The sequence below is a fragment of the Rhodococcus jostii NBRC 16295 genome, from assembly GCF_001894825.1.
Taxonomy (GTDB): domain Bacteria; phylum Actinomycetota; class Actinomycetes; order Mycobacteriales; family Mycobacteriaceae; genus Rhodococcus_F; species Rhodococcus_F jostii.
The window spans coordinates 225049-249204 of sequence record NZ_BCWY01000001.1; the positions used below are offsets into that span (position 1 = coordinate 225049).

A 24156-nucleotide genomic window follows, 5' to 3' on the forward strand; every position below is an offset into this window, starting at 1 on the left:
CCGAAATCAAGGTCGGTCGGGCTACGATCGCCTCGTGCCCGATCAACCTGGTTCTTTGAGTCTCAGTGACGTCGCTCGGGAAGCCGGCGTCTCGCTGACCACTGCCTCCCGCGCTCTCAACGACTCGTACGGCGTCTCCGCGGCAACCAAGGCAAAGGTCCTCGCCACCGCCCGCCGCCTCGACTACGTCATCTCCCCGGACGCGGTCCGCCTCGCCGGCGGCCCGACCCGACGGGTGGCGTTGGTCGTTCCCCATATCGAGCGCTGGTTTTTCGGCGAGATGGTCAATGGAATCGAGACGGTGCTCGCATCAGCGAACTTCGACCTGTTGCTGTACCAGGTCGGCGGCCCCGAGGACCGCCAGGACTTCTTCACCCGACTGCCCGCTCGGCGGAAGGTCGACGCCGTGGTGGTGGTCGCGTTCCCGGTGGACCAACGCGAGCGCGACCGGCTCGCACTGATGGGCGTCGGTATCGTCGCCGCCGGCGGCCAGAGCGCCGACTACCCGTACGTCTGCATCGACGACTACCACGCCGGCCGACTCGCCGTCGACCACCTCCTGGAATCAGGACACCGGCGGATCGCCATGATCGCCGCCCACGATCCCGATCAGCCCGGGTGGCCGGCACGCTCCGGTCGATCGGAGGCGTATGTCGACGCCCTGACCGGAGCGGGCATCGCCCTGGACCACTCGCTCGTCCGCGACGTCGACTGGGGCGGCATCAACGCCGCAGAGGCGATGGCGGACATCCTCGACGCCACCCCGGAATCGGCTCCGACCGCCGTTTTCGCGCACAGCGACGAACTCGCACTCGGAGCCATCCGAACACTGCGCCGCCGAGGCCTGCGCATTCCCGAGGACGTCTCCGTCGTCGGAATCGACGACCATCCGCTCGCCGCACTCACCGACCTCACCACCGTGCACCAATCCGTCCGCGAACAGGGTGAGATCGCCGCCCGACTCGTCCTCGACACACTCGCCCCCACCCCAGACGCGGGCGCGCCGACCGCCGTCACCGCACCGACCACACTCGTCGTCCGCGGCAGCACCGGACCCGCACCGGATCACGCTCGGTCACTCGCGGCTTCTTCCGACGACCCCCACCCCGAACTTCGCGGGAGCCGCCCCGCGGTTCCCGCGCACCCCCAGGAGAGATGATGAGACTTGCCCTTCCCGATCACTGGGTCTGGGACAGTTGGATGACCGACGACGGCACCGACCACCACCTGTTCTTCCTCCGCGCCTCGCGTGCCCTCCAGGACCGCGAACGCCGCCACTACCGCGCGACCATCGGTCACGCGACGTCTCCGGACGGCGAGGCATGGACCCTCACCGCCGACGCGCTGGCGCCCTCGGATGCCCCGGCCTTCGATGACCTCGCCACCTGGACCGGCTCCGTCGTCCGCGGCGCCGACGGGCTCTGGAGCATGTTCTACACCGGAGTGAGCCGGGCCGAGAACGGCCTCAAGCAGCGTATCGGCCGCGCAACCTCCACCGACCTGCTGACCTGGACCAAGGACCCCGACCTCGTCCTCGAGGCCGACGGCCGCTGGTACGAACGCCTCGGCGAAGGAACCTGGGCCGACGAAGCCTGGCGCGACCCTCATGTCTTCGAACATGCCGGTCAGTGGCAGATGCTGATCACCGCCCGCGCCAACACCGGGGACCCCGAGGGCCGCGCCGTCGTCGGCCACGCCACCAGCAACGACCTGAACCACTGGCACATCCAACCCCCGCTGTCCGCCCCCGCCGGTTTCGGCGAAATGGAGGTGCTCCAAGTCCACGAAATACAGGGGAAGCCGATCCTGGTGTTTTCCTGCGCGCCCAAGAACACCAGCGTTCGCGCCCGGCACAATGCGGGGACCTGGATCGCCGAAGGGCAGTCCCTGCTCGGCCCGTGGAAGGTCACCGACGCGAAGAATGTCGACACCGCGGGCCTGTACGCGGTGCAGATGCGGCAGGCGCGAGACGGCAACTGGACCTCGTGGGGCTTCGACAACACCGACGGACCGCACTTCGGCACCATCTCGTCCTCGAGCTACCTCCCGCCCACCGACACAGAAAGTTCGACACCGACGCCCTGACGCCACCGATACACCCACGCGCTACAGGCGCACCACCCCACCTCACTCACTCGGATCGTCCGGCACGTTCCTGCCGGTGGAGGGATTCATTTCTCATGGCAACAATCACCTTTGACCGCGCGACCAGGCTCTTCCCGGGCTCGGACGTCCCGGCGGTCGATCAACTCGACCTGCACATCGAGGACGGCGAGTTCCTCGTTCTCGTCGGCCCGTCCGGCTGCGGCAAGTCCACGTCCCTGCGGATGCTCGCCGGCCTCGAGGACGTCGACGGCGGGCAGATTCTGATCGGCGGCCGCGACGTCACGCACGCCGAACCCAAGGACCGCGACATCGCGATGGTCTTCCAGAACTACGCGCTGTACCCGCACATGAGCGTCGCGGAGAACATGGGCTTCGCCCTCAAACTCGCAGGCACCGACAAGTCCGAAATCCGCAGGCGCGTGGGGGAAGCCGCCGACATGCTCGACCTCGGTGACTACCTGGACCGCAAACCGAAGGCCCTCTCCGGCGGGCAGCGACAGCGAGTCGCCATGGGCCGCGCCATCGTCCGGCAACCGCAGGTGTTCCTGATGGACGAGCCGCTGTCCAACCTCGACGCGAAGCTGCGGGTGCAGACCCGGACGCAGATCGCACAGTTGCAGCGCCGTCTCGGTACCACCACCGTCTACGTCACCCACGACCAGGTCGAGGCCATGACGATGGGCGACCGGGTCGCCGTCCTCAAGGGCGGCGTGCTGCAGCAGTGCGCCTCCCCCCGCGAGCTGTACCGCCGACCGGTTAATGTCTTCGTCGCCGGTTTCATGGGTTCACCGTCGATGAACCTGTTCACCGTTCCGGTCACGGACGGCGGAATCCGCTTCGGCGGGCAGATGATTCCGGTACCGCGAGACACCCTCGCGTCGGCCGGTCGGGAGGTGGTCTTCGGGATCCGGCCCGAGCACGTCGAACTCGCCGACACCGGCCTTGAGCTCGAGATCGACGTGGTCGAGGAACTCGGCTCCGAGGCGTTCGTCTTCGGCCGCACCCAGGTGAACGGAACATACGAACCAATCGTGGCCAGGGTCGACTGGCGCAACCCACCGGAGAAAGGCCAGGTCGTGCACGTAAGCATCGACCCATCACACGCGCACATCTTCGCCACCACACCGGGTGGCGAACGGCTACCGCAATAGGAGACACGGTCGCTGACGGCTTCGTGCCTAACACCATGGACGGCCGGCATCAGATTCGCACCGACATGCTCTGACAGCCAGGCGATCTCACCGGCGGGCAGCCACCACCGCCCACCCCTCAACAGGCCTGAGACGGAACCGAACCGTGAGCACCGTTACCGGCCCACACCCTCCCGAACCAGCAGAGAAGCGTCCCGACATGACCACCTCCACCGCCCGATGCGACATCGCCGTCGTCGGGGAATCCCTCATCGACATCACACTCAATGCCGACGGCAACCGCCGCGAACGTGTCGGCGGCAGCCCCGCCGCCCTCGCGTGGAGCCTCGGCCGGCTCGGAATAGTCACCACGTTGCTGACCACATTCGGCGCCGACCCTCACGGCCGCACCATCAACCACGAACTCACCCGGTGCGGCGTCCGGATAGTTCAGGCCGGCCATCCCGCCACCCGCACCTCGACAGTCACCGCCCACCCCGACCGACCGGGCGCCCCCACCGTCGACCTTTGCTGGGAACTGGTCCACACCGACGTCCCCTCGTGTGGTCACCTGCACGTCGGCTCCATCGCCGTCGTCCGAGCACCCGGCGCCGATGACGTGGCACGACTCGTCTCGCGGCAGACCCCGGACACGACCATCAGCTACGACGTCAATGTCAGGCCCTCAGCGATGGGCCCCCGGCACATCTCGATCGCACGAATCGACGAGATGATCTCCAGGAGCGATGTCGTCAAGCTGAGCGATGCGGATCTGGCCTGGCTACGGCCGGGCGAGCGCCACGGTGATGCGATCCGGTGGTTGATGTCTCGGGGCCCGGCGATCGTGGTCGTCACCCACGGCTCTGCCGGAGCCACGGGCTACACCAGGAGCGGGTCCGTGCGCGTTCGAGGCCATCGCGTCGAAGTGGCCCACACCGCCGGGGTGGGTGACGCCTTCATGGCCGGATTGCTGCACGCCATGACCGTCCGCAGTCTGCTGGCCCGCAAGACCGCTCGGCGTCTGCGTACGATCGGCCTCGACGACCTACACAGCATCCTGCACTACGCGAACCTCTGCGCGGCACAGGCCATCGCCCCCGCCGGGATAGAGCCTCCCCACATCGACGATCTCGCTGTGGCGAGTTGATATGTATCGACTGCTTGCCAATCACTTCCAGCAGAACTGGCCTTGTACTCGCTGACGGTGAGACCAGCTGACCACCCTCGCTCAGCGGCGACCTGGTCGAGATACCACCGAAACTGAATCCGCAGGGATGATCTCCGCAAGTTCTAACTGCCGGGGTTACCGATAGACGGTTGAGCCTGTCGAGAGGTGCCGACGGTGATTCTGCCGGCGGACCGAGAACCGGCAGTGTCAGCTCCAGTGTCCGTTGATCGATGCGGGGCCGGCGGTGTTTTGTCGCGGCGGGAGGCTTGTGGAGCCCGCAGCGCCCTCGGCGAGCGCGCGCTCGCCAAAGGAACGGCCTGTTCCCCGGCGAGACTGCAAGGGGCGCCAGGTCGGCGGGGCGTCGGGCGTTCGAAATCCTCGACCGAACTTTCGGGGATGACACGGGGTTATGTCGAGGCGCTGACCGACAAGGACCGTGCGGGAGGTCGGAGTGCGGCCGCCGCCATCGTGAGCGCCACGGCGTCTTCTGCGAGCGCGGCCTGCCAGTCCGGCATTCGCCGGCCGGCCCACTGCCGCCACCATGCGCCGCCGTAGGAGCCGGCGAGGGCGCCGACGGTTCCGATGATCAGGGCCGACGCGGTGTCGGCCGGGTCACGGCGGGCCAGTGCAGCGGCGCCCCAGCCGCCTGCGACGACTCGTCCGGCGAGCGCGGGCGGGGCGAGGCGCGAGGGCACGTTCGGATGTTTGTCGGCGACCAGTTCGCCGCCGACGATCACGGTCGCGCCGAGGAGTCGGGCCCGGTGTGCCGAGCCCGGGGCACCGGAGAGGAGTGCCGCCGCGATGCCGGTGGAACTGCGCAGGCCGCTGGCCACCCCGATCGCGGCCGACCGGACGGTGCTCGACCGTTCCGCCCCCGGCTCCCTGCGGTGCCCCGTCGCCTCGTCCTGTTGCCGCAGGACGGTGGTGACGGTGGCGCCGTAGACCAGATGCGGTACGACGTCGCTGAGCCAGTCCTGGGTGGTCCACTGCCGGGGGTCGCTGATGCCGCGGAGGGCGATCGGGATGTCGGTGGCTGCCATCGCGGCGAGACCGATCCCGATCGTTCCCGCGGTCGGGGTCAGGCGGGTGCCGGCCCGGTGGATGAGGGAGGCGGCCACGCCGAATCCGACACCGACGGCGATCCCGCCGAGCGCGCCGAACGCCGACCGCCGTGCTGCGAGCGCGTCACCGCGTCCCGGTATCGCGATGCCCAGCGCGGACGCGACGGACTCGACCGTCTTGTCCGGGACGGTGCTCGCGGGGCGGCCCCGGATCGCCATGTCCAGGTAGGTGACGGCATTGAGCATTGTGGTGCCCGCGGCACCGGCGACGATGCCGGTGGTGACAGCGTTCATCGACATGCCTCTCGCGTGATCCGACGACGGGGTCGTCCTCACGGCGGGATCCCCCCGCGGCGTGCCCGGCAAACGCGGCCGGTGGGATGGACGTGGGGCGCAGACGCGAGGCGCAGAGAGGTGACACGCAGGTCCCGGGAGCGATGGAGGCGGGTGCTGTTGCATCGATGCGCGCGCTCCTTATGCGCTGCGGTACCGCCGCTCGGCGAGCTCTCGCCGAGGTTGAGGCACGTCCGACATGGGGTTAGGTGGGGGAGAGGATGGCGCTGTGGTGGGCGATGATCCGGGCCACGAGGTCGCGGCCTTGCGGGTGAACCGGGGGTCGACGTGGTGGAGACTCGTATCGCTCCGGAGACCGCAGGTTGCGTAACTTGTTTATCTTGGTTAGTGCCGTAGCATTGGGGGTATGAGCACCAAGGCGCACGCTGGGCGCACCAACCCCCGTACGGCGGCCGGGCGGAAGAGCCGCGCGGGCCGGGCGGCGGGGTTTCCTTCGGTCCTCGAGGATGCGCTCGCCAGTGTGCCGGAGAGCGAGCGGGAGGGTTTCGTGCTCGGGGTGGTCGGCGACGACGGCGACGGACTGGATCCCGTGTTGTGGGGTCCGGGACCGTCGTCGGCCGAGCGTAAACGGGTCGCTCTGGCGAATCTGCGCCGGCAGTACCAGGCGCGTCGGACGGTGGTGGAGGTGTCGCTGACCCGCCCGGAGGTAGCGGAACTGCTCGACGTTTCCGAGCAGGCGGTCCTCGACCGCCTCAAGGCTGGGGATCTGGTCGGGTTGAAGAAGGGGCGGGAGTGGAGGTTGCCGTCCTGGCAATTCCACGCGGACTCGGAGCTGGGATTTGTGCCCGGACTCGCGCGGGTGAGTGCGGTGTTCGCCGGGGGAGCGGTGTCGTTGACCGAATGGGCCCTGACCCCGAACCGGGACCTGGGCGAGGCAACTCCGGCCGAGGCCCTGGCGGCCGGGCACGTCGATGACGTGGTGCGGGTGGCCCAGGTGGGTACCGCGGCCGCGTGGTAGCCGCACTCGCCGCACCGGCACGGCCGCTGCACGGCGGACAGGGCTGGATGTGGCGGTGGCGCGACCCCAGCGCCGGGTACCCGTGGCGGTGGTGCCGCATCTATCACCCGTCCCCGCATACCCCGGACGGGATCACGCACCGCAGCTTCGGGCCGTTGCATCGGCTGGATCCGCACCTGCCGGGCCCGGGTGGCGTTCCGCGCGTGTGCCCGCAACGCCGCTCGGTGCTGTATGTCGCCGGCAACGTGGCCACGGCAGTCGGGGAGGTGTTCGGCGACTACCCGGCTGCTGCGGTGTGCCCGCGCTACCGGGTGGCGTTGCTGCGACCGACGGCACCGCTGGCGGTGCTGGATCTGCGGGGTCAGGGAGCGGCGATGCGGATCGGTGCGTTGCCGTCGTTGGCCACCGGTGATTATCCGCGTCCGCGTACCCAGGCCTGGGCGCGGGCGATCTATGAGGATCAGCCGGTGGCTCGGCAGCGGATCCGTGGGGTCTACTACGATGCTGCGCATTCGAACGGTCCCGCTTTGGCGTTGTGGAACACCGGGTCTCGGATCGAGGTGGTCCGCAGTGCGCGCGGGGAGGTCCAGGACTTCGCGCTGGCGGATCCGAGGATGTGGCCGCGCATCATCGATGCCGCGGTCAGCCTGGGTATGCGCGCGGATCTGGTGCCCGGCTGTCGCATCTGCCCGTAGCTACGGAGCGTAGGGGGCCTGTTGTTCGGGCGTCGGGCCGCCGGACTGGTTGATCGTTCGCCGGTGGGCTGGACGTGGCAGGGTGAGGTTTCCAGTTGTACCGGCACTCGAGATGAGGGGCGGTTCCCTCTCATCTCGTTGCCGGGTGGCAGCTGGGTTCGGGGTTGGGAACTCCGGTTGGCGGCGGGGCGAGCGTGAACCCAGATCGACGACGCCGTGCTGGCGCTGCGTGAGGCAGCGGGCACGGTGGCCGACCCGGTCCGCCGAACTCGCTGCCGCCGAGGACGACCGTGGCCGGCCTCGAGGAGTCCTCAGCTCGAGTCGATCGTCTGGCCCACGCCCACCTCGTCGCGGCGGCCATCGCGACCACGGTCACCGACCTCACCGAAACAATCGGTACCCGCGCTTACCGGGTCGCGGTCTCCGGAGGCTGTGACGACCACGTCCAGGATGTTGTGGCCGCGCGGTGCGCCATCGCCGCGTCGTACCAGCCGACCCGGTTGGGGCCGCGTGTATTTGGTTACTGGGGGACATGTCGTCATGGCAGGTCAAGATCAGATTTGGTTGCGCCGCTCCGTCGGTGAGCGTCAGGCCGTCGTGGGAATGGTGATCTGCTCGTTCCCGGCGATGGCAGAGAGCAGAGAGTGCGGGCAGGTGAGCACCCGAGGAGGCACCGGGATCGCCTGCCGGTCGGTGTCGAGGTAGAGGCGGTAGGCGAGCTGCCCGCGTCGATGGGGGGCCGGTGTCCGGGTCGACGGCGCCGAGGAAATACCTCTGCGGAGTATCGACGGTCGAGAAGATCGCCTGCGCCCACTCGGCGGGCTCCGCGGGCGGCAGATACTGTCGCCGGCCCGTCTCGGCGTCGACGGTGTGCACGATGACCGTGACGGCGAACCCGGCCGCCGCGGGGAACCACTCCTCGGCGGCAGCGTCGAACGGTGCGATGGACGTGTGGATCCGCAGCTCGATGTCCGTTCCGGTGCGCGCCGACGCCGTGATGATCTGCGGATGCGGTGAGGTGTCATCGGTCGCCAGAGACGGCAGCGCCTCGTCGGCACTGGGGCTTCTGGGGCATGCGGGCATTGGGCAAGAGTACGGGCCGCCCACACCCGGCCGGCAGGGCGACGGCGTTTCGTCCGACCGACGGCAGGTCCGGCAGAATATGGCGGTGACCTGCGGATGTGGCACCCCACGGCATGTTTTCCAACCAGCGATTACTCAGTTGACCGGAAAATTCGACAGCATGTACCCGGGCAACGAAGAAGCCGGGGGCGATAGGGCGCCATGCGATGAATTCATCGACCTCGTCGGAGAGCTAGTTGTCGAGTGCAGCGTCGGAAACTTGTCAGATGCGGAGAAGGAACTCGGGAACCGCTTTGACAGTGCGGCAAGGTAACTTGCTGTGACCGACTAACTCCGGGCCAACCTTTAGCCGCAGTGGTCGTCATATGGCTGCCTACAGGGCGATCGAGATGCAGGTCACCGCAGGTCGGACTTTCCATCGAAATCCGCACCCGTGTGTGCCCAGCTAAGGCGCGCTACACAAGCGGGTGATAGGGCGCTGGCGGAAGATCTCGACGACCGACCGGGACACTACTGTCCTACGGCGAATTTTGTATCCGAGAGAAGAGCGGCGTGGCGAATCTTTACGGGTTAATCTTGAATCTCAAGAGGTGATCTGAATGCGTCGGTTCCTGCGTCTATGGTGGTGCGTGGCGGCAGCTTCCCGCTTTGGTTTAGAGACCGATCGGTGTTATTGGGTATTTCGGAATAAGTAGATGGCTGAGTTTGACCCTCTCGCAACTCAACGCGATATCACGCCCGATATCGTAGACGAACTCAGTGAAGCTGGGTTCGAGAATGTGCAGGTGATCGGTCAGGGCGGATTCGGCGTTGTCTTCCGCTGTTGGCAACCCTCACTGGACCGCACTGTCGCGGTGAAAGTACTGACGCCCGGTTTCGACTCTGAGAACCTAGCGCGGTTCTTCCGTGAGCAAAAAGCGATGGGCCGGCTATCGGGGCATCCAAATATAGTCATCGTTCACGACGTGGGTACGACCGCCGCTGGTCGCCCGTTCATCGTCATGCAATATCACCAGATCGGATCGTTGGAGCTGGAGATCCGCCGCAACGGCCCACAAGGCTGGCCTGCAGTGCTCCGGCTCGGCGTCAAGATGGCCGGTGCGCTGGAAACGATCCACCGTGTAGGGATACTCCACCGTGACGTGAAACCGGGAAACATTCTCCTCACCGATTATGGCGAACCGCAGCTTACCGACTTCGGTATATCGCACATTTCCGGGGGATTTGAAACAGCGCACGGCGCCGTAACAGGATCTCCCGCATTCACTGCGCCGGAAATCTTTCAAGGGAAACCGCCGTCCGTACAATCCGATATCTATAGTCTCGGCGCAACATTGTTTTGTGCAATAACTGGACATGCTGCCTTTACTCAGCACAGCGGCGAAAGCCTCGTCGCACAATTCGTACGGATAGCACGCGAGCCGGCTCCCGACCTGACGGAATGGAAGCTGCCGGACGACCTTAGCGAGCTGGTGGAGCGAACTATGTCGCGGACGGTAGCAGATCGGCCGGTGTCCGCGGAAGAGCTGGGCAACCTCATTCGAGACGCCGAACGCCGCCACGGCTGCGAGGTGGATAGCATGCCACTTCCAGGGGCCTCCGCGGCCCACATGGTGCCGCCCGCGGAGGGTGCAGCCGCCGACGAGTGGTCCCTCGGTCGACACTCCCTCACGTCGTCACCCGTTCCACTACGCCGCAAGGACGGCAACCTGCCTGTCGAGCTCACCAGCTTCGTCGGCCGGCGTCACGAGCTCACGGAAGCCAAACGCCTTCTCTCCGAATCGCATCTGGTCACCTTCACGGGAACCGGAGGTGTGGGGAAGACGCGACTGGCACTGAGGGTCGGGGCGGACACCCGTCGATCCTTTAGCGACGGGGTCTGGTTGGTGGAGCTGGGAAGGATTCGTGATCCCCTGCTGGTGCCGGAAACATTCGTCGCGGTTCTCGGGCTCCGCGAGCGGTCCTTGCGTTCTCCGCTGACGCTGCTGAGTGAGTATCTCGTCGAGCGTCAGCTCCTGATCATCGTGGACAACTGCGAACATCTGATCGCCGCGGTCGCCGAACTGATCGAGCCACTCCTGCATGGGTGTCCGGATCTTCGGATCATCGCAACGAGCCGGGAGCCGCTGCGGATCGGCGGCGAGATGGTCATGCGAGTTCCACCCCTCACCGTCCCCGATCCTGGCCATCCCGTTCACCGCGGCGAGTCGAGTTCCGATGCGGTCCAGCTGTTCGTCGCCCGGGCGCGCACCGCGTTACCGGAGTTCGCGCTGACCGAGGACAACAAGGCGACCATCGGGCAGATCTGCCAGCAACTCGATGGACTTCCGCTGCCGATCGAACTTGCCGCTGTGCGGCTGCGAGCGATGTCCGCCACCCAGATCCGCAACCGGCTGGCAGATCGGTATTCGCTCCTCACCCGTGGTGGTAACCGGGGCGCGCCGAACCGGCAGCAGTCGCTGCGGCTGTCGGTGGATTGGAGTTACGAGCTGTGCTCATCGCGTGAGCAAGTACTGTGGGCGCACCTCGCGATCTTTACGGGAGGATTCGACCTGGACGGTGCCGAAGGAGTTGCCGACCCGGGTTCGGACTCGGGCGACATCCTCGATTTGCTCGAGTCGCTGGTCGACAAGTCGATTCTGATCCGGGAGGAATTTGCGGGCCGGGTGAGGTTCCGGATGCTCGAGGTCCTCCGTGAGTACGGGCGCGAGAGGCTGACCGAACGTGGTGAGGTTGCACAGCTTCGGCTGCGGCATCGTGATTGGTGCGTGCAGTTGGTCGAGGGCGCCGAGCGTGAATGGATTTCACCTCAGCAACCGGAGTGGATCGCTCGATTGCAGCGGGAGCAGGCGAATATCCGCGACGCTCTCGAATACTGCGTGGTCGTGGCGGGACAGGCGCGAGCAGGTCTCCGTATTGCGGTGGCCCTCTATCCGTTCTGGTTCACGCGCGGGCTCTTCGGTGAGGGCAGACGTTGGCTCGATCGACTCTTGGTGCTCGATGACGATACTCCGACACCGGAGCGTGTCGAAGCGCTGTATATCGACGGTGAACTGGCGGGATTGCAGGGCGACCTCCAAGCCGGGTGGTCGCTACTCGCGCGGGCGCGTGAGCTCGCCGACCGGCTAGGTAATGCAGACATTCTTTCGGGCGTCAGGTACGTCGAGGGAAACCTGGCGATGTATGGCGGCGACCCGGCCCGAGCGCTCGCCTGCTTCGAGAAGGCGCTTGACGGACTGAACACCGAATCGACCCTGGTGCGGCGAATCGAAACCCTCGTCGCCCGAGGGGTCGCCGGCTGGCTGCTCGATGACATCCCGCTCTCCGCCGCCTCGCACGATGAGGTGCTGCGGATCACCGAAAGCCGCGGAGAAGCGGTGTACCGGGCATATTCGCTCTGGGCACTCGGGCTCGTCGCGTGGCGCCAGGGGCACTCCGACCGTGCAGTCGGAAATCTCGAGAAGGGCGTCCGTCTTGCTCGTCGGGTCGACGACCCCGTCAGCGGCGCGCTGTGCCTCGAGGCGTTGAGTTGGATTGCTGCAGAGGAACTTCACGAGGAGAAGTCGGCCGTGCTCATGGGTGCTGCCCGTGCACTACGCAAGACCGTGGGAAGTACGTCGGTGCACATTCCGGGTGTGGCGGATTTTCACGAGCGGTGCGAGCAGCGGACTCGCCGTGCTCTCGGCGACCGGGCCTACACGGTCGCTTTCGAGCGCGGGAAGGCGCTCACTTTCGCCGAAGCCGCCGCGTACGCCCTCGACGAGAACCCGGCGCCCTCGCCCCGAACCGCCGACCCCGTGCTGACTCGTCGCGAGAGCCAGGTCGCAGGGTTGGTGGCCGACGGTTTGACCAACCGTGAGATCGCAACCAACTTGGTCATCTCACCTCGGACTGCTCAAGGGCATGTCGAACACATCCTCGTCAAACTTGGATTCACCTCGCGCACCCAGATCGCCGCGTGGTTCGCCGAACAGGGAACCCTGTCGTGAGGTCCTTGACGACTCCCTCGTCGATGCCACGACGGGCCGGAGTTGCTCGCGACGAGTGGCTACTCGACGCGCACGGTGTTCCTTGCCAGCTTGCGCGCACAGAACTCACGGAGCGACAGTCGTGTGGTGAGGTCGAGACCCTCGACGAACTTCCTCTCCAGCGTCGTGTGTAGCCGCTGGTAAAAGAGCATTGGTGTGATCCCGAATTCGGGAAGAATGTATTCGTCCCCTCCGCCGTAGGGTGACCACCGCTTCGCGAAGGTGATCATTGAGTGGTCGATGTCAGGCATCGCTCCTCCAGTGGTGCCGGGAATTGATCCCACATGGTCTCGAGTGGTTGCTGGTGAACTGGCGCACCAGGTGTCGTTGTGTTGCGCCAGTTCACGAGCGGCTGGGCGACCGAGGGGTCGCTTGTACCTGCGACGCGCTGACAGAGTGGCTGTGCACGTCACGAACAGGGGTAGTGCGATCTCGATGCGACTATTTCGGAGGCATCCGGATCGCCCCGTCGAGGCGGATCGTTTCCCCGTTCAGCATCGGGTTCTCGACGATGTGCTCGACCAGCTGGGCGAACTCCTCCGGCTTGCCGAGTCGACTGGGATGGGGGATCTGGGCGCCGAGAGCCTGCTGTGCTGCGGGGGGGAGGCCGAGCAGCATCGGAGTTTCGAAAATGCCGGGTGCGACGGCGCAGACGCGGATGTTGTGTTCGGCGAGGTCCCGGGCGGCGGTAAGGGTGAGACCGTGCACTCCGGCCTTGGAAGAACTGTATGCGGCCTGGCCGATCTGGCCGTCGAAGGCCGCGATCGATGCCGTCATCACGATGACGCCGCGGTCGCCGTCGGACAGCTCGTTGACCCGCATCGTATCGGCGGCAAGCCGCAGGACATTGAAGGTGCCGATCAGGTTGACCTCGATGACTTTCCGGAAGTGGTCGAGGTCGTGTGGGCCGTTCCTGCCGATGATCCGTTTGGGCGGGGCGATTCCCGCGCAGTTCACCACGGCGCGCAGTGGCGTCTGGCCGAACCGCGCCAGCGCTTGCTGCACATCGGTTTCCTGGGTTACGTCGGTGGGCGCGAACTCACATCGCTCCCCGAGGTCGGATGCCACCGCCTCGCCGGGCGAACCGGGCAGGTCGGCGATGACGACATGGGCGCCGGCTTTGTGGAAACGCTGGACGGTGGCGAGGCCGAGTCCGGAGGCGCCGCCGGTGACGAGAACTCCCTGATTGTCGAGTTGCATAGGTTATCCGTTCGATCGGTCGGAGGTGGCTGCGGTCGCAGCACCGTGGACGGTGAGGTCGGGCAGCGGAGTAGTCAGTGCCACCCAAACATCGCCGGAGTAGTGGGTGCGCACGAGATCGGCGATTCTCGCCGACCAGTACGCGCCTGATCCAAATTCGTCTCTCCACGACCAGAGCCTGGTCGAATAGAAGTGCAGGGGGTGCTCGGCGGTCAGTCCCATTGCCCCGTGTAGTTGGTGGGCTGCACGGGCGACTCGGGTCGCTGCGGTTGCGGTCTGTACTTTCGCGGCGGCAATCGCCATGACGGCTGGGGCCGCAGGGGAGTGCCCCGGTGCGGGAAGCTGTTGTACTGCTGCGATGACGGCTGACTCGGCTGCGGCGACTTCCTCGGCCATGGTTGCGATCGTGTGCTGCACGATTTGGTGCGCGGCAAGGGGTTTGCGGAACTGGCGTCTGACCAGTACGTATTCGTGGGAGAGTCGGAGGCAGGAGCGAAGGGCGCCCAGGAGTTGGCAGCTGCGCCCCAGTGCCCCCAAGAGCATCACTTCGTCGATGACGTCTTCATCCATCACGTTGTGGACGCCGATCGCGGTGTCGACATGGAGATCGTCGCGGGGTTCGCTTCCCAGACTGAGTCGCGGGGTCGCGGCCAGATACTTCCGGTTGATCCGGACGAACGCGACCTTCCCTGGCGTGGTGGGAGCAATGGCCCACAGTTCGTCGCAGACGCTGCCCCAGGGCACCTTGTCGAAGGCTGCGGTGAGGTGCCAGCCATAGGTGGTTTTCGTCAGCGTGCTGGTTTCGTGCGCAGCGACTGCCGCGGTGACCAGTCCAGGGGGGAGCGTGTTACCGGTCTTCGCGGCCAGGTGGCTGGCAATGAACAGGCACTCGGTGAGAGGGGCGGCGATTCCGGCCTGAGCCGCTCGGATGGTGACGGTGGCGGCATCCGACCAGTCGCCGCCGGCGCCGCCGAGACTGTCTTCGATACCGACACGGGTGAGGTCGGATTCGACAAGCCTGGACCAGGCGGTCCCGTCGATATTCTCACCGGCACAAGCGTCTTCCTTACCGAAAAGCTGCGACAGCAAGGAATCCAAGTCACTCATGAAACTTCCAATGCTCGCGCGATGATTCCGCGCATGATCTCGTTGGTGCCACCCCGGAGGGTGAAGCCAGGGGCGTGGGTTTGGGCCTGGGCGAACCATCGGGAAACATCGGACGCCCGCTGCGGGTCGGCGATGCTATCCATCCACCGTCGGGTGATGTCGATCGTGTCGTTCTCGAGAGTCGTCCCGAGATCCTTGACGATCGCCGCCGCCACCCCCGGCGCCTCGGCACCGTCGAGGTGATGATTGATCCGCGTCGACATCGCGCGAAGCACGGACAACCGGGCGATGACGGACCCGAGATCTTCGTCCCGCGCCTGATTCGGCTCGCCCTTGTCGGACGCGAGGGCGGCGAACATCGGAAACGTCGACAGGAAACGTTCCGGGCCGCTGCGCTCGAAGCCGAGTTCACCCATGACCTGCCGCCAGCCGCCGCCGACACGACCGAGCACGTTGTCATCGGGGACGAAGACGTCGTCGAAGATCACCTCACAGAAATGTTCGCGCCCGTCCAACGTCCGGATGGGCCGCACTGTGATCCCCGGTTGCCGCATATCGATGATGACCTGGGTCAGCGCCTCGGCAGCTCGTTCCTCGACTCGTCCGGTTCGGACCAGCGCCAGCATGTAATGCGCCTTGTCGGCGTGGCTGGTCCAGATCTTCGATCCGTTCACCAGCCATCCACCGGTCGTCTGTGACGCGCGGCTGCGCACCGATCCGAGATCGGATCCGGATTCCGGTTCGCTCATGCCGATGCAGAAGAAGAGTTCACCGCGGGTCATCGCTGGGAGAAAGAACTCCCGTTGTGCCTCGGAGCCATGGCGCAGTAGAGAGGGGCCGATCTGGCGGTCGGAGAACCAGTGCGCCGCCACCGGTGCGCCGGCGGCCAGTAGTTCCTCGATCACGGCGAACCGTGCGGGTGCCGATGTCGCTCGCCCGCCGTACTGCTCGGGCCAGGTCATTCCGATCCAGCCTTGCCGGCCCAGTTCGGCGGAGAAAGCAGCCGAGTGGCCGGAGAGCCAGCTGTCGCATTCGGAGATCATCAGACCCGATTGCGTGGCCTGCTCGAGGAAGGCGCGGACGCGGTGACGTTCGGCGGTGATCTCTTCTGGTTCGGGGGCGACGGATTCGGTGAAGAGTTCGAGCACCGACTCGACGGCCGTACTCATCGGCCGACCTTGAACTGTTCACGGAACTCGGGCCTACGCACGCTCGTCAGCTGTTCTCGAAGCTCGTGTTCCATCGCCTGGGCGTGGTCGCGAAACTGTGCCGATGACCGCAACGTCGACTTCACCTGGACTGCGAGCGCACGGGGGGCGCGTGTGATGGTTCGGCAGAAGTCGAAGCTGGCGGGGAGCAGGTCGCTGTCTGGCACACAGGACCAGGCCAACCCGATCTCTTTGGCGCGGGCACCGTCGACGGCTGCTCCGAACAGGGTCACTGCGGCGGCCGCCTGCGGACCGACCAATTCATTCAGCATCCAGGTGTGACCGCCACCGGGATGGATAGGGATCTGAATGAACCGGGCATCGAAGGCCGCCGACTCCGCGGCGATCCGTACGTCGCAGGCGAGGGCGAGGTTGAAACCCGCCCCGACCGCCGGGCCGTTGACGGCCGCCACCGTGGGCAGCCGGAAGTTGCGGACGAGGAGAAACGCCTCGTAGATGCGCCGGAGGACCTGTTCATCGGCGTGGATCAGGGCACCGCGGTCGGCGCCCGCGCAGAACGCCGAACCAGCTCCGGTTACCACGACTGCTCTCACTGACGGGATGCCCTCCAAGTGGGCGAGAGCGTCGGCGAGTTCGTCGGCGAGATCGACAGTGATCGCATTACGTCGTGCGGGATCGTTCAACGTAACCACACCTATGCCTTCGACACAGTCGGTGTCGATGACTCCCATGCGAGCTCCTTCCGGGGATGATTGCGAATTATTGGAATCTGGCGCAAGATTAACCTAATGTGTCAAGTGGGCGGCGTCACGTGGTCGTTGCCACGTCGTTGCGGTCACATCGCGCAGCGGTGTAAGTCGAGAAGAGGAGATGATCGAATGACCAGCAGGGTCGCGGTGGTTACCGGAGCGGGCCGTGGGATCGGGCGTGCAGTGGCACTCTCGTTGGCGGGTGCCGGGTGGTCCGTTGTCGTCAACGACCTGGGTGCCGGGCCGCAGGGAGACGGAGCGGACGACGGACCCGCCGAGACTGTCGCGAAGGAAATCCGCGACGCCGGCGGGCAGGCGCTGGCGAGCACAGCGGACATCAGCAACTGGGATGCGTCCCGGGAGATGATCCGCTCGGCCGTCGACGAATTCGGTCAGCTCGACGGCGTCGTGAACTGCGCCGGCATCCTGCGCGACGGCATTTTCCACAAGATGCCCGAGTCCGACTGGGATTCGGTACTCAAGGTGCACCTGAAGGGCAGTTTCTCGGTGAGCAGGGCGGCCGCCGAAGTCTTCCGCGAGCAGTCGTTCGGCGCGTTCGTCCACATGACCTCGACGGCCGGTCTGATCGGCAATCTTGCACAGGCGAACTACTCCGCCGCCAAGCTCGGCATCGTCGGCCTGTCGCGGTCGATCGCACTGGACATGGCCCGGTACAACGTCCGGTCGAACACGATCGCCCCCTTCGCGTGGAGCCGGTTGATCGGAACCCTGCCGGACGAGACGCCGGCCGAGAAGGCCCGGCTCGCACGGATGAAAGCAATGAAGCCCGAACAGGTTGCGCCCCTGGTCAACTACCTGCTCGGTGAGGAGGCCGAGAACATCAGTGGCCAGATCTTCGTGGTGCGCGGCAACGAGATCATGCTGATGAGCCAGCCGCGACCACTCAAGACGATGACCCGCACGGACGGCTGGAGCGCCGAGACGCTGGCCTCGCACTTCGGGCCCGCCATCGCCACTAGCCTCGTCCCGCTCGAGACCTCGCCGCAGATCTTCTCCTACGACCCCGCCTGAAAGGCGAACACGCGATGACTATCGACGCCGCAAAACTGCTCGATTATCCGTTCCCGACGTCCGAGCACTCCTACACCGCGCGCGATGCCATGCTCTACGCGCTCGGGGTCGGTCTGGGCTCGGATCCGACCGACGAGGCGGAACTCCCGTACGTCTACGAACGCAATCTCACGGTTCTGCCCACCATGGCAGCGGTCATCGGCCACCCCGGCCCGTGGTTCCGGGATCCGGTCACCGGCATCGACTGGGTGCACGTCGTCCACGGTGAGCAGTCGCTCGAGATTCACGCCCCGCTGCATCCAGACAACCGGTTGCGGTGCGAGACACAGGTGGTCGACGTCGAGGACAAGGGGCCCAACCGCGGAGCCCTCGTCCGCTGGCGACGCCGCCTCTTCGACGCGCAGACCGGTGAACTGGTCGCCACCTCCGACAGCACGCTGTTCTGCCGCAAGGATGGCGGCTTCGGCGGGCCGGTCCGGCCCAAGCAACCGGCCACGCCGTGGCCGGAGGGCTCTCCGACGGCGTCCGTCGAGAGTGAGATTTCACCGCGAGCGGCGTTGATCTACCGCCTGAGCGGCGACTACAACCCCGTGCACGCCGACCCGAAGATCGCGGTCGAGGCCGGTTTCGAGCGCCCGATTCTGCACGGTCTGTGCACCTTCGCGCACGCGACGTGGTCGGTGATCCGAGAGCTGGCCGACGGCGACGTCGGCGCCCTCGAGTCCGTTCAGGTGCGCTTCAAGGCGCCCGTCTTCCCGGGCCAGCGGCTGCGGACGGATATGTGGCAGGACGGTGACACGGTCCGGTTCCGGTCGTTCACCGACGACGGTGCGGCGATGGTCCTCGACGGTGGCCAGATCGAGTTGCGATCGGAACGGAGAGCGAAATGACGGACGTGACGCAGCTTGGCTCCTCCGACATCCTCTATGAGGTCGACGAGTTGGGCATCGCGACGATCACCTTGTCCCGCCCGGACACGCTCAATGCGCTGACCACCGAGATGTTGACCGCGACCTTGCCTGCGCTATGCCGCGAGGTGACCAACGACGACCGAGTCAAGGTAGTCGTGATCACCGGCGCCGGCCGCGGATTCTGCTCGGGCGCAGACGTCAAGGAGCGTATTCCCAAGGTCGTCGAAGCCGCCGATGCGACAACATTGGAGCGCGCGGTCGGGGCCTTCGTACAGCCGGTGTGGTCGATCCCCAAACCCGTCATTGCCGCGGTCAACGGTGTCGCCGGCGGAGGCGGAATGTCTATCGCGTGCGCCGCGGACTTCCGCTTCCTCGCGCAATCGGCGACCTTCGTGGCGGCGTTCGTGCGGCGGGGCATGATGCCCGACAGTGGCCTGACGTACCTGTTGCCCCGGTTGATTCCCCGCTCGCGTGCCGCCCGGATCCTGATGACCGGGGCGACCGTGACACCGGACGAGGCGCTGCAACTGGGTCTCGCCGACGAGGTCGTGCCCGACGCCGAACTGAGCAACGCGGTGCACGAGTTCGCTGCGCAGCTGGCGGCCGGGCCCGCGGTGGCGCTCTCGTTCACCAAACGCGCAATCCAGCGTTCGGATCAGCTCACCCTGGAGGGGCAGCTCGAATTCGAGAGCTGGGGGCAACACATCTGTTTCAAGACAGCCGACTTCGCCGAAGGTCTCGCGGCCTTCGCGGAGCGCAGGACACCAGTTTTCAAGGGACGATGAACGTGACATACACCGATATCATTTACACCGCGCGCGACGGCGTGGCCACCATCACCATCAACCGGCCGGAGTCGCTCAACGCGCTGCGCACGACCACGGTCCAGGAATTGATCGAAGCGTTCCGGCGCGCCGACGAGGACCCGACGATCGGCGTCGCGGTGCTGACCGGGGCGGGCGACCGCGCCTTCTGCGTCGGCGCGGACCAGAAGGAACTGGTGTCGCGTCTGGACGCCCGGGGATGGCGGGCGGTGGCGCAGCAACTGCGCGATCTGTTCGCCACGATGCGCGGGATCGGCATTCCCATCATCGCCGCCGTGAACGGCTGGTGCATCGGCGGCGGTCACGAACTGCACTGCTTCGCCGACATCACCATCGCCGACGAGGGCGCCCGATTCGGCCAGGTCGGGGCCAAGGTCGGTGGCGCGCCGATCTACCTCACCCGCCTGCTGCCGAAGATCGTCGGCGAGAAGAAGGCCCGCGAGATCATGATGTTGTGCGAGCAGTACACCGCTCAAGAAGCCCTCCAGATGGGCCTGATCAACCGGATCGCCCCGAGCGGCACCCTCGACGACGCCGTCGAGAAGATGTGCCAGGACCTACTCGGTAAGAGCCCGACCGTCCTGCGAGTCCTCAAGACCGCGATCGGTGCCGAGAACGTGCTCGGCGACGACGTCATCCCGATGATCGTCGAAAGCCTCGCCTCCTTCTTCGGCTCTGACGAACAGCGCGAGGCCACAACAGCATTCGCGGAGAAGCGCGAACCGAACTACAACAAGTTTCGGAGGGCATGATGTCCTATCCATCCGGTACCTACCCGGTCGCGGGGCCGCTGAACGGAATCAAGATCATCGCGTTCGAGCACGCCTGGGCGGCTCCGTACGGGACCATGATGCTCGCCGATATGGGGGCGGACGTGGTCAAGGTCGAGCCCCCGGGAACCGGCGATCACGTCCGTGCATGGACGCGCAACGACCTCGACGGACTGAGCCCCCACTTCCTGGCGGTGAACCGGAACAAGCGGTCCATCGTCCTCGACCTCAAGTCCCCCGAGGGACTCGCCACGGCCAAGCGGTTGATCGCCGAAGCCGATGCCGTGGTCGAGAACTTCTCGCCCGGCGTGATGCGTAAACTCGGGCTCGATTACGACACCCTGACCGAATCGCACCCCGATCTCGTGTACTGCTCGGTCAGCGGATTCGGCGAGACCGGACCCTACAGTGACCGCCGCGCCTACGACCTGCTGATTCAGGCCGAAGGGGGGTTGCTGTCGGTGACCGGGACCGATGAGGAGTCGCCGGCCAAAGTCGGGACCGCCGTGGTCGACGTGCTCGCCGCCATGGTCGCAGCATTCTCCGTCGCCTCCGCGCTCCGGGGGAAGGAAGCCCTGGGGCAGGGCCGCTACATCGATGTCTCCATGCTCGACGTGGCCGCGTCGACCATGGCGTTCAACATCTTCAGCTACGGACTCTCCGGTGTGATGCCCAAGCCGATCGGAACAGCGCACCCACTGCTGGCTCCCTACGAGGTCTATTCCACCGCCACAACTCCGGTCGCGATCGCCATCCTGACCGAGGCGCACTGGGCTACCTTCTGCTCCGTACTCGGACGCGAAGATCTCTGCACCCAAGCAGAGTTCGCGACAGCACCGATGCGGGTCAGCAATCGAGAACTACTCAACGAGCAACTCCGCCCGATTTTCGACAAGTGGGACGGCCCCGAGCTCGTCGATACACTCGCCGGCGCCGGCCTCGCCTGCGCCAGTGTCAACGACGTCGCCGCGATCCTCGAGCATCCTCAGCTGCACGACCGGGACTTCTTCTCCGAGTGGAATGTTCGAGGTCATGACCTCATCGCGCCCGGTGCGCCCTGGCGGATGACCGGTAACGCGAAGCAGCCCCAGGATCGGCTCCCCGCCGACAGGCCGGGGCAGCATGCCGCGGACATCCTGCGGGACTGGATCGGCGCCGACAGCGCCGAGATCGATGACCTGTCGGCCAGGGGAGCTCTGGGGTGAGATGGTGAAGACCGAAATCGGGATCCGCGCGGCCGCAAGCTACTTTCCTCGCTACCGGCTGACCGGAGCCGAAATAGCCAGAAGCCACAACCGTGAAGGTGGGCGCGGCGAACGCAGCCTTGCCGGGCCGGACGAAGATTCCCTCACCCTCGCGATCGAGGCGGCCCGCCGACTGCCGACCGATGCACTGCGACAGACCAAGGCATTGGTCTTCTGCTCCACGACGGCGCCCTACCTGGTGAAGAACAACGCCAGTGCGGCGCACGCCGCACTGGGCCTCGATCCCAATGTGCCCGCCTACGACGCCGGAGGCTCGCTTCGGTCGGTGCTCGGTGTCTTGCTGTCCGCCGAACCGGGAACACTCATCCTGGCCGGCGACATCAACACCTCCCGGCCGGGTTCACCCATCGAACTGCTGCACGGCGACGCCGGTGCCGCGTTGTTGGTTGGTGACGCCGACTCTGCGGCGGCAGTCATCACCGGCTCCGTGAGCATGACCGAGGAGATCCAAGACCATTGGCGTGACCCCAAAAAGCCCTGGATCAGTCAGTCGGAAGACCGGTTCCCGGTCTCGCGGTACCTGTCGCTGCTCTCGGATGCTCTCAAAGACTCCCAGGTCGATACCTGTGATCAGGTCGTGGTCAGCGCACCCTCGGCACGGTTAACCAAGGCGGCTGGCAAGGAACTCTCCGCCCTGGGTACCGTCCACACCCTCGACGGGGTCGGTTACGCGGGCACCGCAGATTTGCTGGTGAAGCTGTCCGATGCACTCGCCGCCGCCAGTAGCGGGCACACGCTGACCGCGGTCAGCCTGGCCGACGGCTGCGATGTACTCACGGTGCGCGTCACCGACAACGTGCACGGCGCCTTCCACCCCGGCCCAATCGACTCCGGTGTGGTCCCCAGCTATCTGGATGCCCTCACCTGGCGTGGAATCCTCGACCGGGAGCCGCCACGACGACCGGAACCGCGGACCGTCAGCGCTCCCGCCGCGATGCGCGGCGTGAAGTGGAAGTACGCGCTGCAGGGATCCACCTGCCTGGCATGCGGCAATGTGTCGACACCACCTCAACAAGTGTGTGTCCGGTGCGGCTCGACCGAGCACGGCGACCCGGTCGTGATGACGGACAAGAACGCCACCATTCGAACTTTCAGTGTGGACCGGCTGGCGTACACCCTGAACCCGCCGATGGTCGCGGCAGTCGTCGGCTTCGACGGGGGAGGGCGGCTGGAAGTGGAGATCACCGACACCGATCCCGACTCACTGTTCGTCGGCGCGCCGGCGCGGATGACGTTTCGCCGCCGCCATTCCAGTGGTGGCGTGCACAACTACGTGTGGAAAGCAACAGCGGAGGGCGGTGCACAGTGAGTAGCCATGGCATCAGCGACAAGGTCGCCATCGTGGGAATGGGCTGCACACGATTCGGTGAACTGTGGGATCGCAGCACCTCGGATCTCCTCGTCGAAGCGGCCACCGACTGCCTGAAAAGCGCCAATGCGTCCCTGGACGACGTGGACGCATTTTGGCTCGGCACGATGGATTCGGGGTACAGCGGACTGACCTTGTCCACCGCCCTCAAGTCCCGGGGAAAACCGGTGACGCGCGTGGAGAACATGTGCGCCTCGGGGTCGGAGTCCCTGCGTGGTGCCGTCTACGCGGTGGCCTCCGGCGCCTACGACGTCGTGATGGCCACCGGAGTCGAGAAACTGAAGGACTCCGGATTCTCCGGACTGGTCCGAAACGACCCGCCGGACGACGGTACATCGGTGGAAACCACGGCGCCAGCGGCATTCTCGTACTTAGCTCCCGCGTACGAGCAGGCATACGATGTCGACCCGACGATGATGCGCAAGACGCTCAGTCATATCGCTGTGAAGAACCACGCGAACGGCGCGTTGAATCCGCGGGCGCAGTTCCGCACTCCTGTTACGGCCGAGGCGGTCTCGCGGTCGCCGTTGGTGGCCGGATCGCTCGGGGTGCTCGACTGCTCCGGAGTTGCCGACGGTGCCGCGGCGGCTCTCGTCGTGCGGGCCGAGGACGCGTACAAGTACACCGACACTCCGATGTTCGTCAAAGCGCTGTCGGTGGTGGCAGGAAACGGATACTCCATCCTCGACGACGACGCGTCGTTCGCCTCGGTGCCGGAAGTTGTCACCTGTGCGGCCGATGCGTACCGGCAGGCCGGCATCACCGACCCACGGCGAGAAATCTCGCTCGCCGAAGTCCACGACTGCTTCACCCCGACCGAGCTCGTGCTCATGGAAGATCTCGGATTCTCCGAACGAGGACACGGATGGCTCGACGTCCTCGACGGTGTCTTCGACGCGGACGGTGCCCTGCCGGTCAACATCGACGGAGGACTCAAGTCGTTCGGACACCCGATCGGAGCGACGGGCCTGCGAATGATGTTCGAGTGCTGGCTGCAATTCCGCGGTGAGGCAGGACCGCGGCAACTGAAGGATCCCAAGATCGGACTCACCCACAACCTTGGCGGACGGCCAGGCCGATGCGTCTCCTTCGTCGGCATTGTCGGCAAGGAACTGTCGGACCACTGACGACGACGGTTACACAGACCGTCTTCACGTTGTAATCACCGAAAGGAACG

The 24156-nt window shown here is 66.0% G+C and carries 21 protein-coding genes and 1 pseudogene; 15 read left to right on the plus strand and 7 right to left on the minus strand.

The features are described 5' to 3' along the window. The first annotated feature begins 34 nt into the window (after positions 1-34). From RJ1_RS01080 to RJ1_RS01095, 4 genes are all read left to right on the plus strand, one after another. Positions 35-1159, plus strand: a complete 1125-nt coding sequence (locus RJ1_RS01080) for a LacI family DNA-binding transcriptional regulator (RefSeq protein WP_240319577.1) — start codon at positions 35-37, stop codon at positions 1157-1159. Beyond that, on the plus strand, positions 1159-2085 hold the full coding sequence (locus tag RJ1_RS01085; RefSeq protein ID WP_073358036.1) for a glycoside hydrolase family 68 protein: 927 nt from the start codon (positions 1159-1161) through the stop codon (positions 2083-2085). Before RJ1_RS01080 ends, RJ1_RS01085 begins: the two co-directional genes overlap by 1 nt. Before the next feature lie 95 nt (positions 2086-2180). Beyond that, entirely contained in the window at positions 2181-3257 is a 1077-nt protein-coding gene (locus RJ1_RS01090; protein ID WP_073358037.1) for an ABC transporter ATP-binding protein, read from the plus strand. 199 nt (positions 3258-3456) lie between these two features. Next, positions 3457-4383 (plus strand): PfkB family carbohydrate kinase, encoded by a 927-nt coding sequence (locus RJ1_RS01095; protein WP_073358038.1) that lies wholly within the window; start codon positions 3457-3459, stop codon positions 4381-4383. Between the two features lie 428 nt (positions 4384-4811). Here the strand turns inward: RJ1_RS01095 and RJ1_RS01100 are convergent, their stop codons facing one another. Continuing rightward, on the minus strand, positions 4812-5759 hold the full coding sequence (locus RJ1_RS01100; RefSeq protein ID WP_073358119.1) for a hypothetical protein: 948 nt from the start codon (positions 5757-5759) through the stop codon (positions 4812-4814). Positions 5760-6165: 406 nt separating this feature from the next. Here RJ1_RS01100 and RJ1_RS01105 point away from each other — a divergent pair, with 406 nt between their 5' ends. Then, entirely contained in the window at positions 6166-6777 is a 612-nt protein-coding gene (locus RJ1_RS01105; RefSeq protein ID WP_073358039.1) for a helix-turn-helix domain-containing protein, read from the plus strand. Beyond that, complete coding sequence (locus tag RJ1_RS01110; protein WP_073358040.1) at positions 6771-7472, plus strand: RES family NAD+ phosphorylase; 702 nt, start codon at positions 6771-6773, stop codon at positions 7470-7472. The genes RJ1_RS01105 and RJ1_RS01110 overlap by 7 nt, the downstream gene beginning before the upstream one ends. Positions 7473-8059: 587 nt before the next feature. Here RJ1_RS01110 and RJ1_RS47450 read toward each other — a convergent pair. Continuing rightward, positions 8060-8441, minus strand: a pseudogene (locus RJ1_RS47450) (hypothetical protein). On the opposite strand from RJ1_RS47450, the gene RJ1_RS47160 reads away from it, so the two are divergent. Beyond that, positions 8350-8868: a hypothetical protein gene (locus tag RJ1_RS47160; RefSeq protein WP_174694931.1), complete on the plus strand. Its 519-nt coding sequence runs from the start codon at positions 8350-8352 to the stop codon at positions 8866-8868. The pseudogene RJ1_RS47450 and the gene RJ1_RS47160 overlap by 92 nt on opposite strands. Before the next feature lie 382 nt (positions 8869-9250). Then, positions 9251-12544 (plus strand): protein kinase domain-containing protein, encoded by a 3294-nt coding sequence (locus RJ1_RS01120; RefSeq protein WP_073358041.1) that lies wholly within the window; start codon positions 9251-9253, stop codon positions 12542-12544. A gap of 59 nt (positions 12545-12603) precedes the next feature. Here RJ1_RS01120 and RJ1_RS01125 read toward each other — a convergent pair whose 3' ends face one another. The 5 genes from RJ1_RS01125 to RJ1_RS01145 form a co-directional block, all read right to left on the minus strand. Next, positions 12604-12834, minus strand: coding sequence for a DUF3263 domain-containing protein (locus tag RJ1_RS01125; RefSeq protein ID WP_073358042.1), 231 nt, complete (start codon positions 12832-12834; stop codon positions 12604-12606). 190 nt (positions 12835-13024) lie between these two features. Continuing rightward, positions 13025-13783: a 3-hydroxyacyl-CoA dehydrogenase gene (locus RJ1_RS01130; protein ID WP_073358043.1), complete on the minus strand. Its 759-nt coding sequence runs from the start codon at positions 13781-13783 to the stop codon at positions 13025-13027. A gap of 3 nt (positions 13784-13786) precedes the next feature. Continuing rightward, positions 13787-14890, minus strand: coding sequence for an acyl-CoA dehydrogenase family protein (locus tag RJ1_RS01135; protein ID WP_073358044.1), 1104 nt, complete (start codon positions 14888-14890; stop codon positions 13787-13789). Continuing rightward, entirely contained in the window at positions 14887-16059 is a 1173-nt protein-coding gene (locus tag RJ1_RS01140; RefSeq protein ID WP_083400302.1) for an acyl-CoA dehydrogenase family protein, read from the minus strand. The genes RJ1_RS01135 and RJ1_RS01140 overlap by 4 nt, the downstream gene beginning before the upstream one ends. Next, a complete protein-coding gene (locus tag RJ1_RS01145; RefSeq protein WP_073358045.1) occupies positions 16056-16790 on the minus strand; it encodes an enoyl-CoA hydratase-related protein in 735 nt (244 codons plus the stop codon). The genes RJ1_RS01140 and RJ1_RS01145 overlap by 4 nt, the downstream gene beginning before the upstream one ends. A gap of 147 nt (positions 16791-16937) precedes the next feature. Between RJ1_RS01145 and RJ1_RS01150 the strand changes: the two genes are divergently transcribed. From RJ1_RS01150 to RJ1_RS01180, 7 genes are read left to right on the plus strand one after another with little or no spacing between them, the layout of a single operon-like run. Then, the gene (locus tag RJ1_RS01150; protein WP_073358046.1) at positions 16938-17840 is read left to right on the plus strand and encodes an SDR family NAD(P)-dependent oxidoreductase; all 903 of its coding nucleotides are present in this window, start codon (positions 16938-16940) and stop codon (positions 17838-17840) included. Between the two features lie 14 nt (positions 17841-17854). Continuing rightward, positions 17855-18730, plus strand: coding sequence for a MaoC/PaaZ C-terminal domain-containing protein (locus tag RJ1_RS01155; RefSeq protein WP_073358047.1), 876 nt, complete (start codon positions 17855-17857; stop codon positions 18728-18730). After that, positions 18727-19536 carry an enoyl-CoA hydratase/isomerase family protein gene (locus tag RJ1_RS01160; RefSeq protein ID WP_073358048.1) on the plus strand — a complete coding sequence of 270 codons (810 nt, stop codon included), beginning with the start codon at positions 18727-18729 and terminating at the stop codon, positions 19534-19536. Before RJ1_RS01155 ends, RJ1_RS01160 begins: the two co-directional genes overlap by 4 nt. A 2-nt stretch (positions 19537-19538) precedes the next feature. Further along, entirely contained in the window at positions 19539-20327 is a 789-nt protein-coding gene (locus RJ1_RS01165) for an enoyl-CoA hydratase-related protein (protein WP_073358121.1), read from the plus strand. Continuing rightward, the gene (locus RJ1_RS01170; RefSeq protein ID WP_162850257.1) at positions 20327-21550 is read left to right on the plus strand and encodes a CaiB/BaiF CoA transferase family protein; all 1224 of its coding nucleotides are present in this window, start codon (positions 20327-20329) and stop codon (positions 21548-21550) included. Before RJ1_RS01165 ends, RJ1_RS01170 begins: the two co-directional genes overlap by 1 nt. A gap of 1 nt (position 21551) precedes the next feature. Beyond that, positions 21552-22919 (plus strand): OB-fold domain-containing protein, encoded by a 1368-nt coding sequence (locus RJ1_RS01175; protein WP_073358050.1) that lies wholly within the window; start codon positions 21552-21554, stop codon positions 22917-22919. Further along, positions 22916-24106 carry an acetyl-CoA acetyltransferase gene (locus RJ1_RS01180; protein WP_073358051.1) on the plus strand — a complete coding sequence of 397 codons (1191 nt, stop codon included), beginning with the start codon at positions 22916-22918 and terminating at the stop codon, positions 24104-24106. The genes RJ1_RS01175 and RJ1_RS01180 overlap by 4 nt, the downstream gene beginning before the upstream one ends. Positions 24107-24156: the final 50 nt, after the last annotated feature.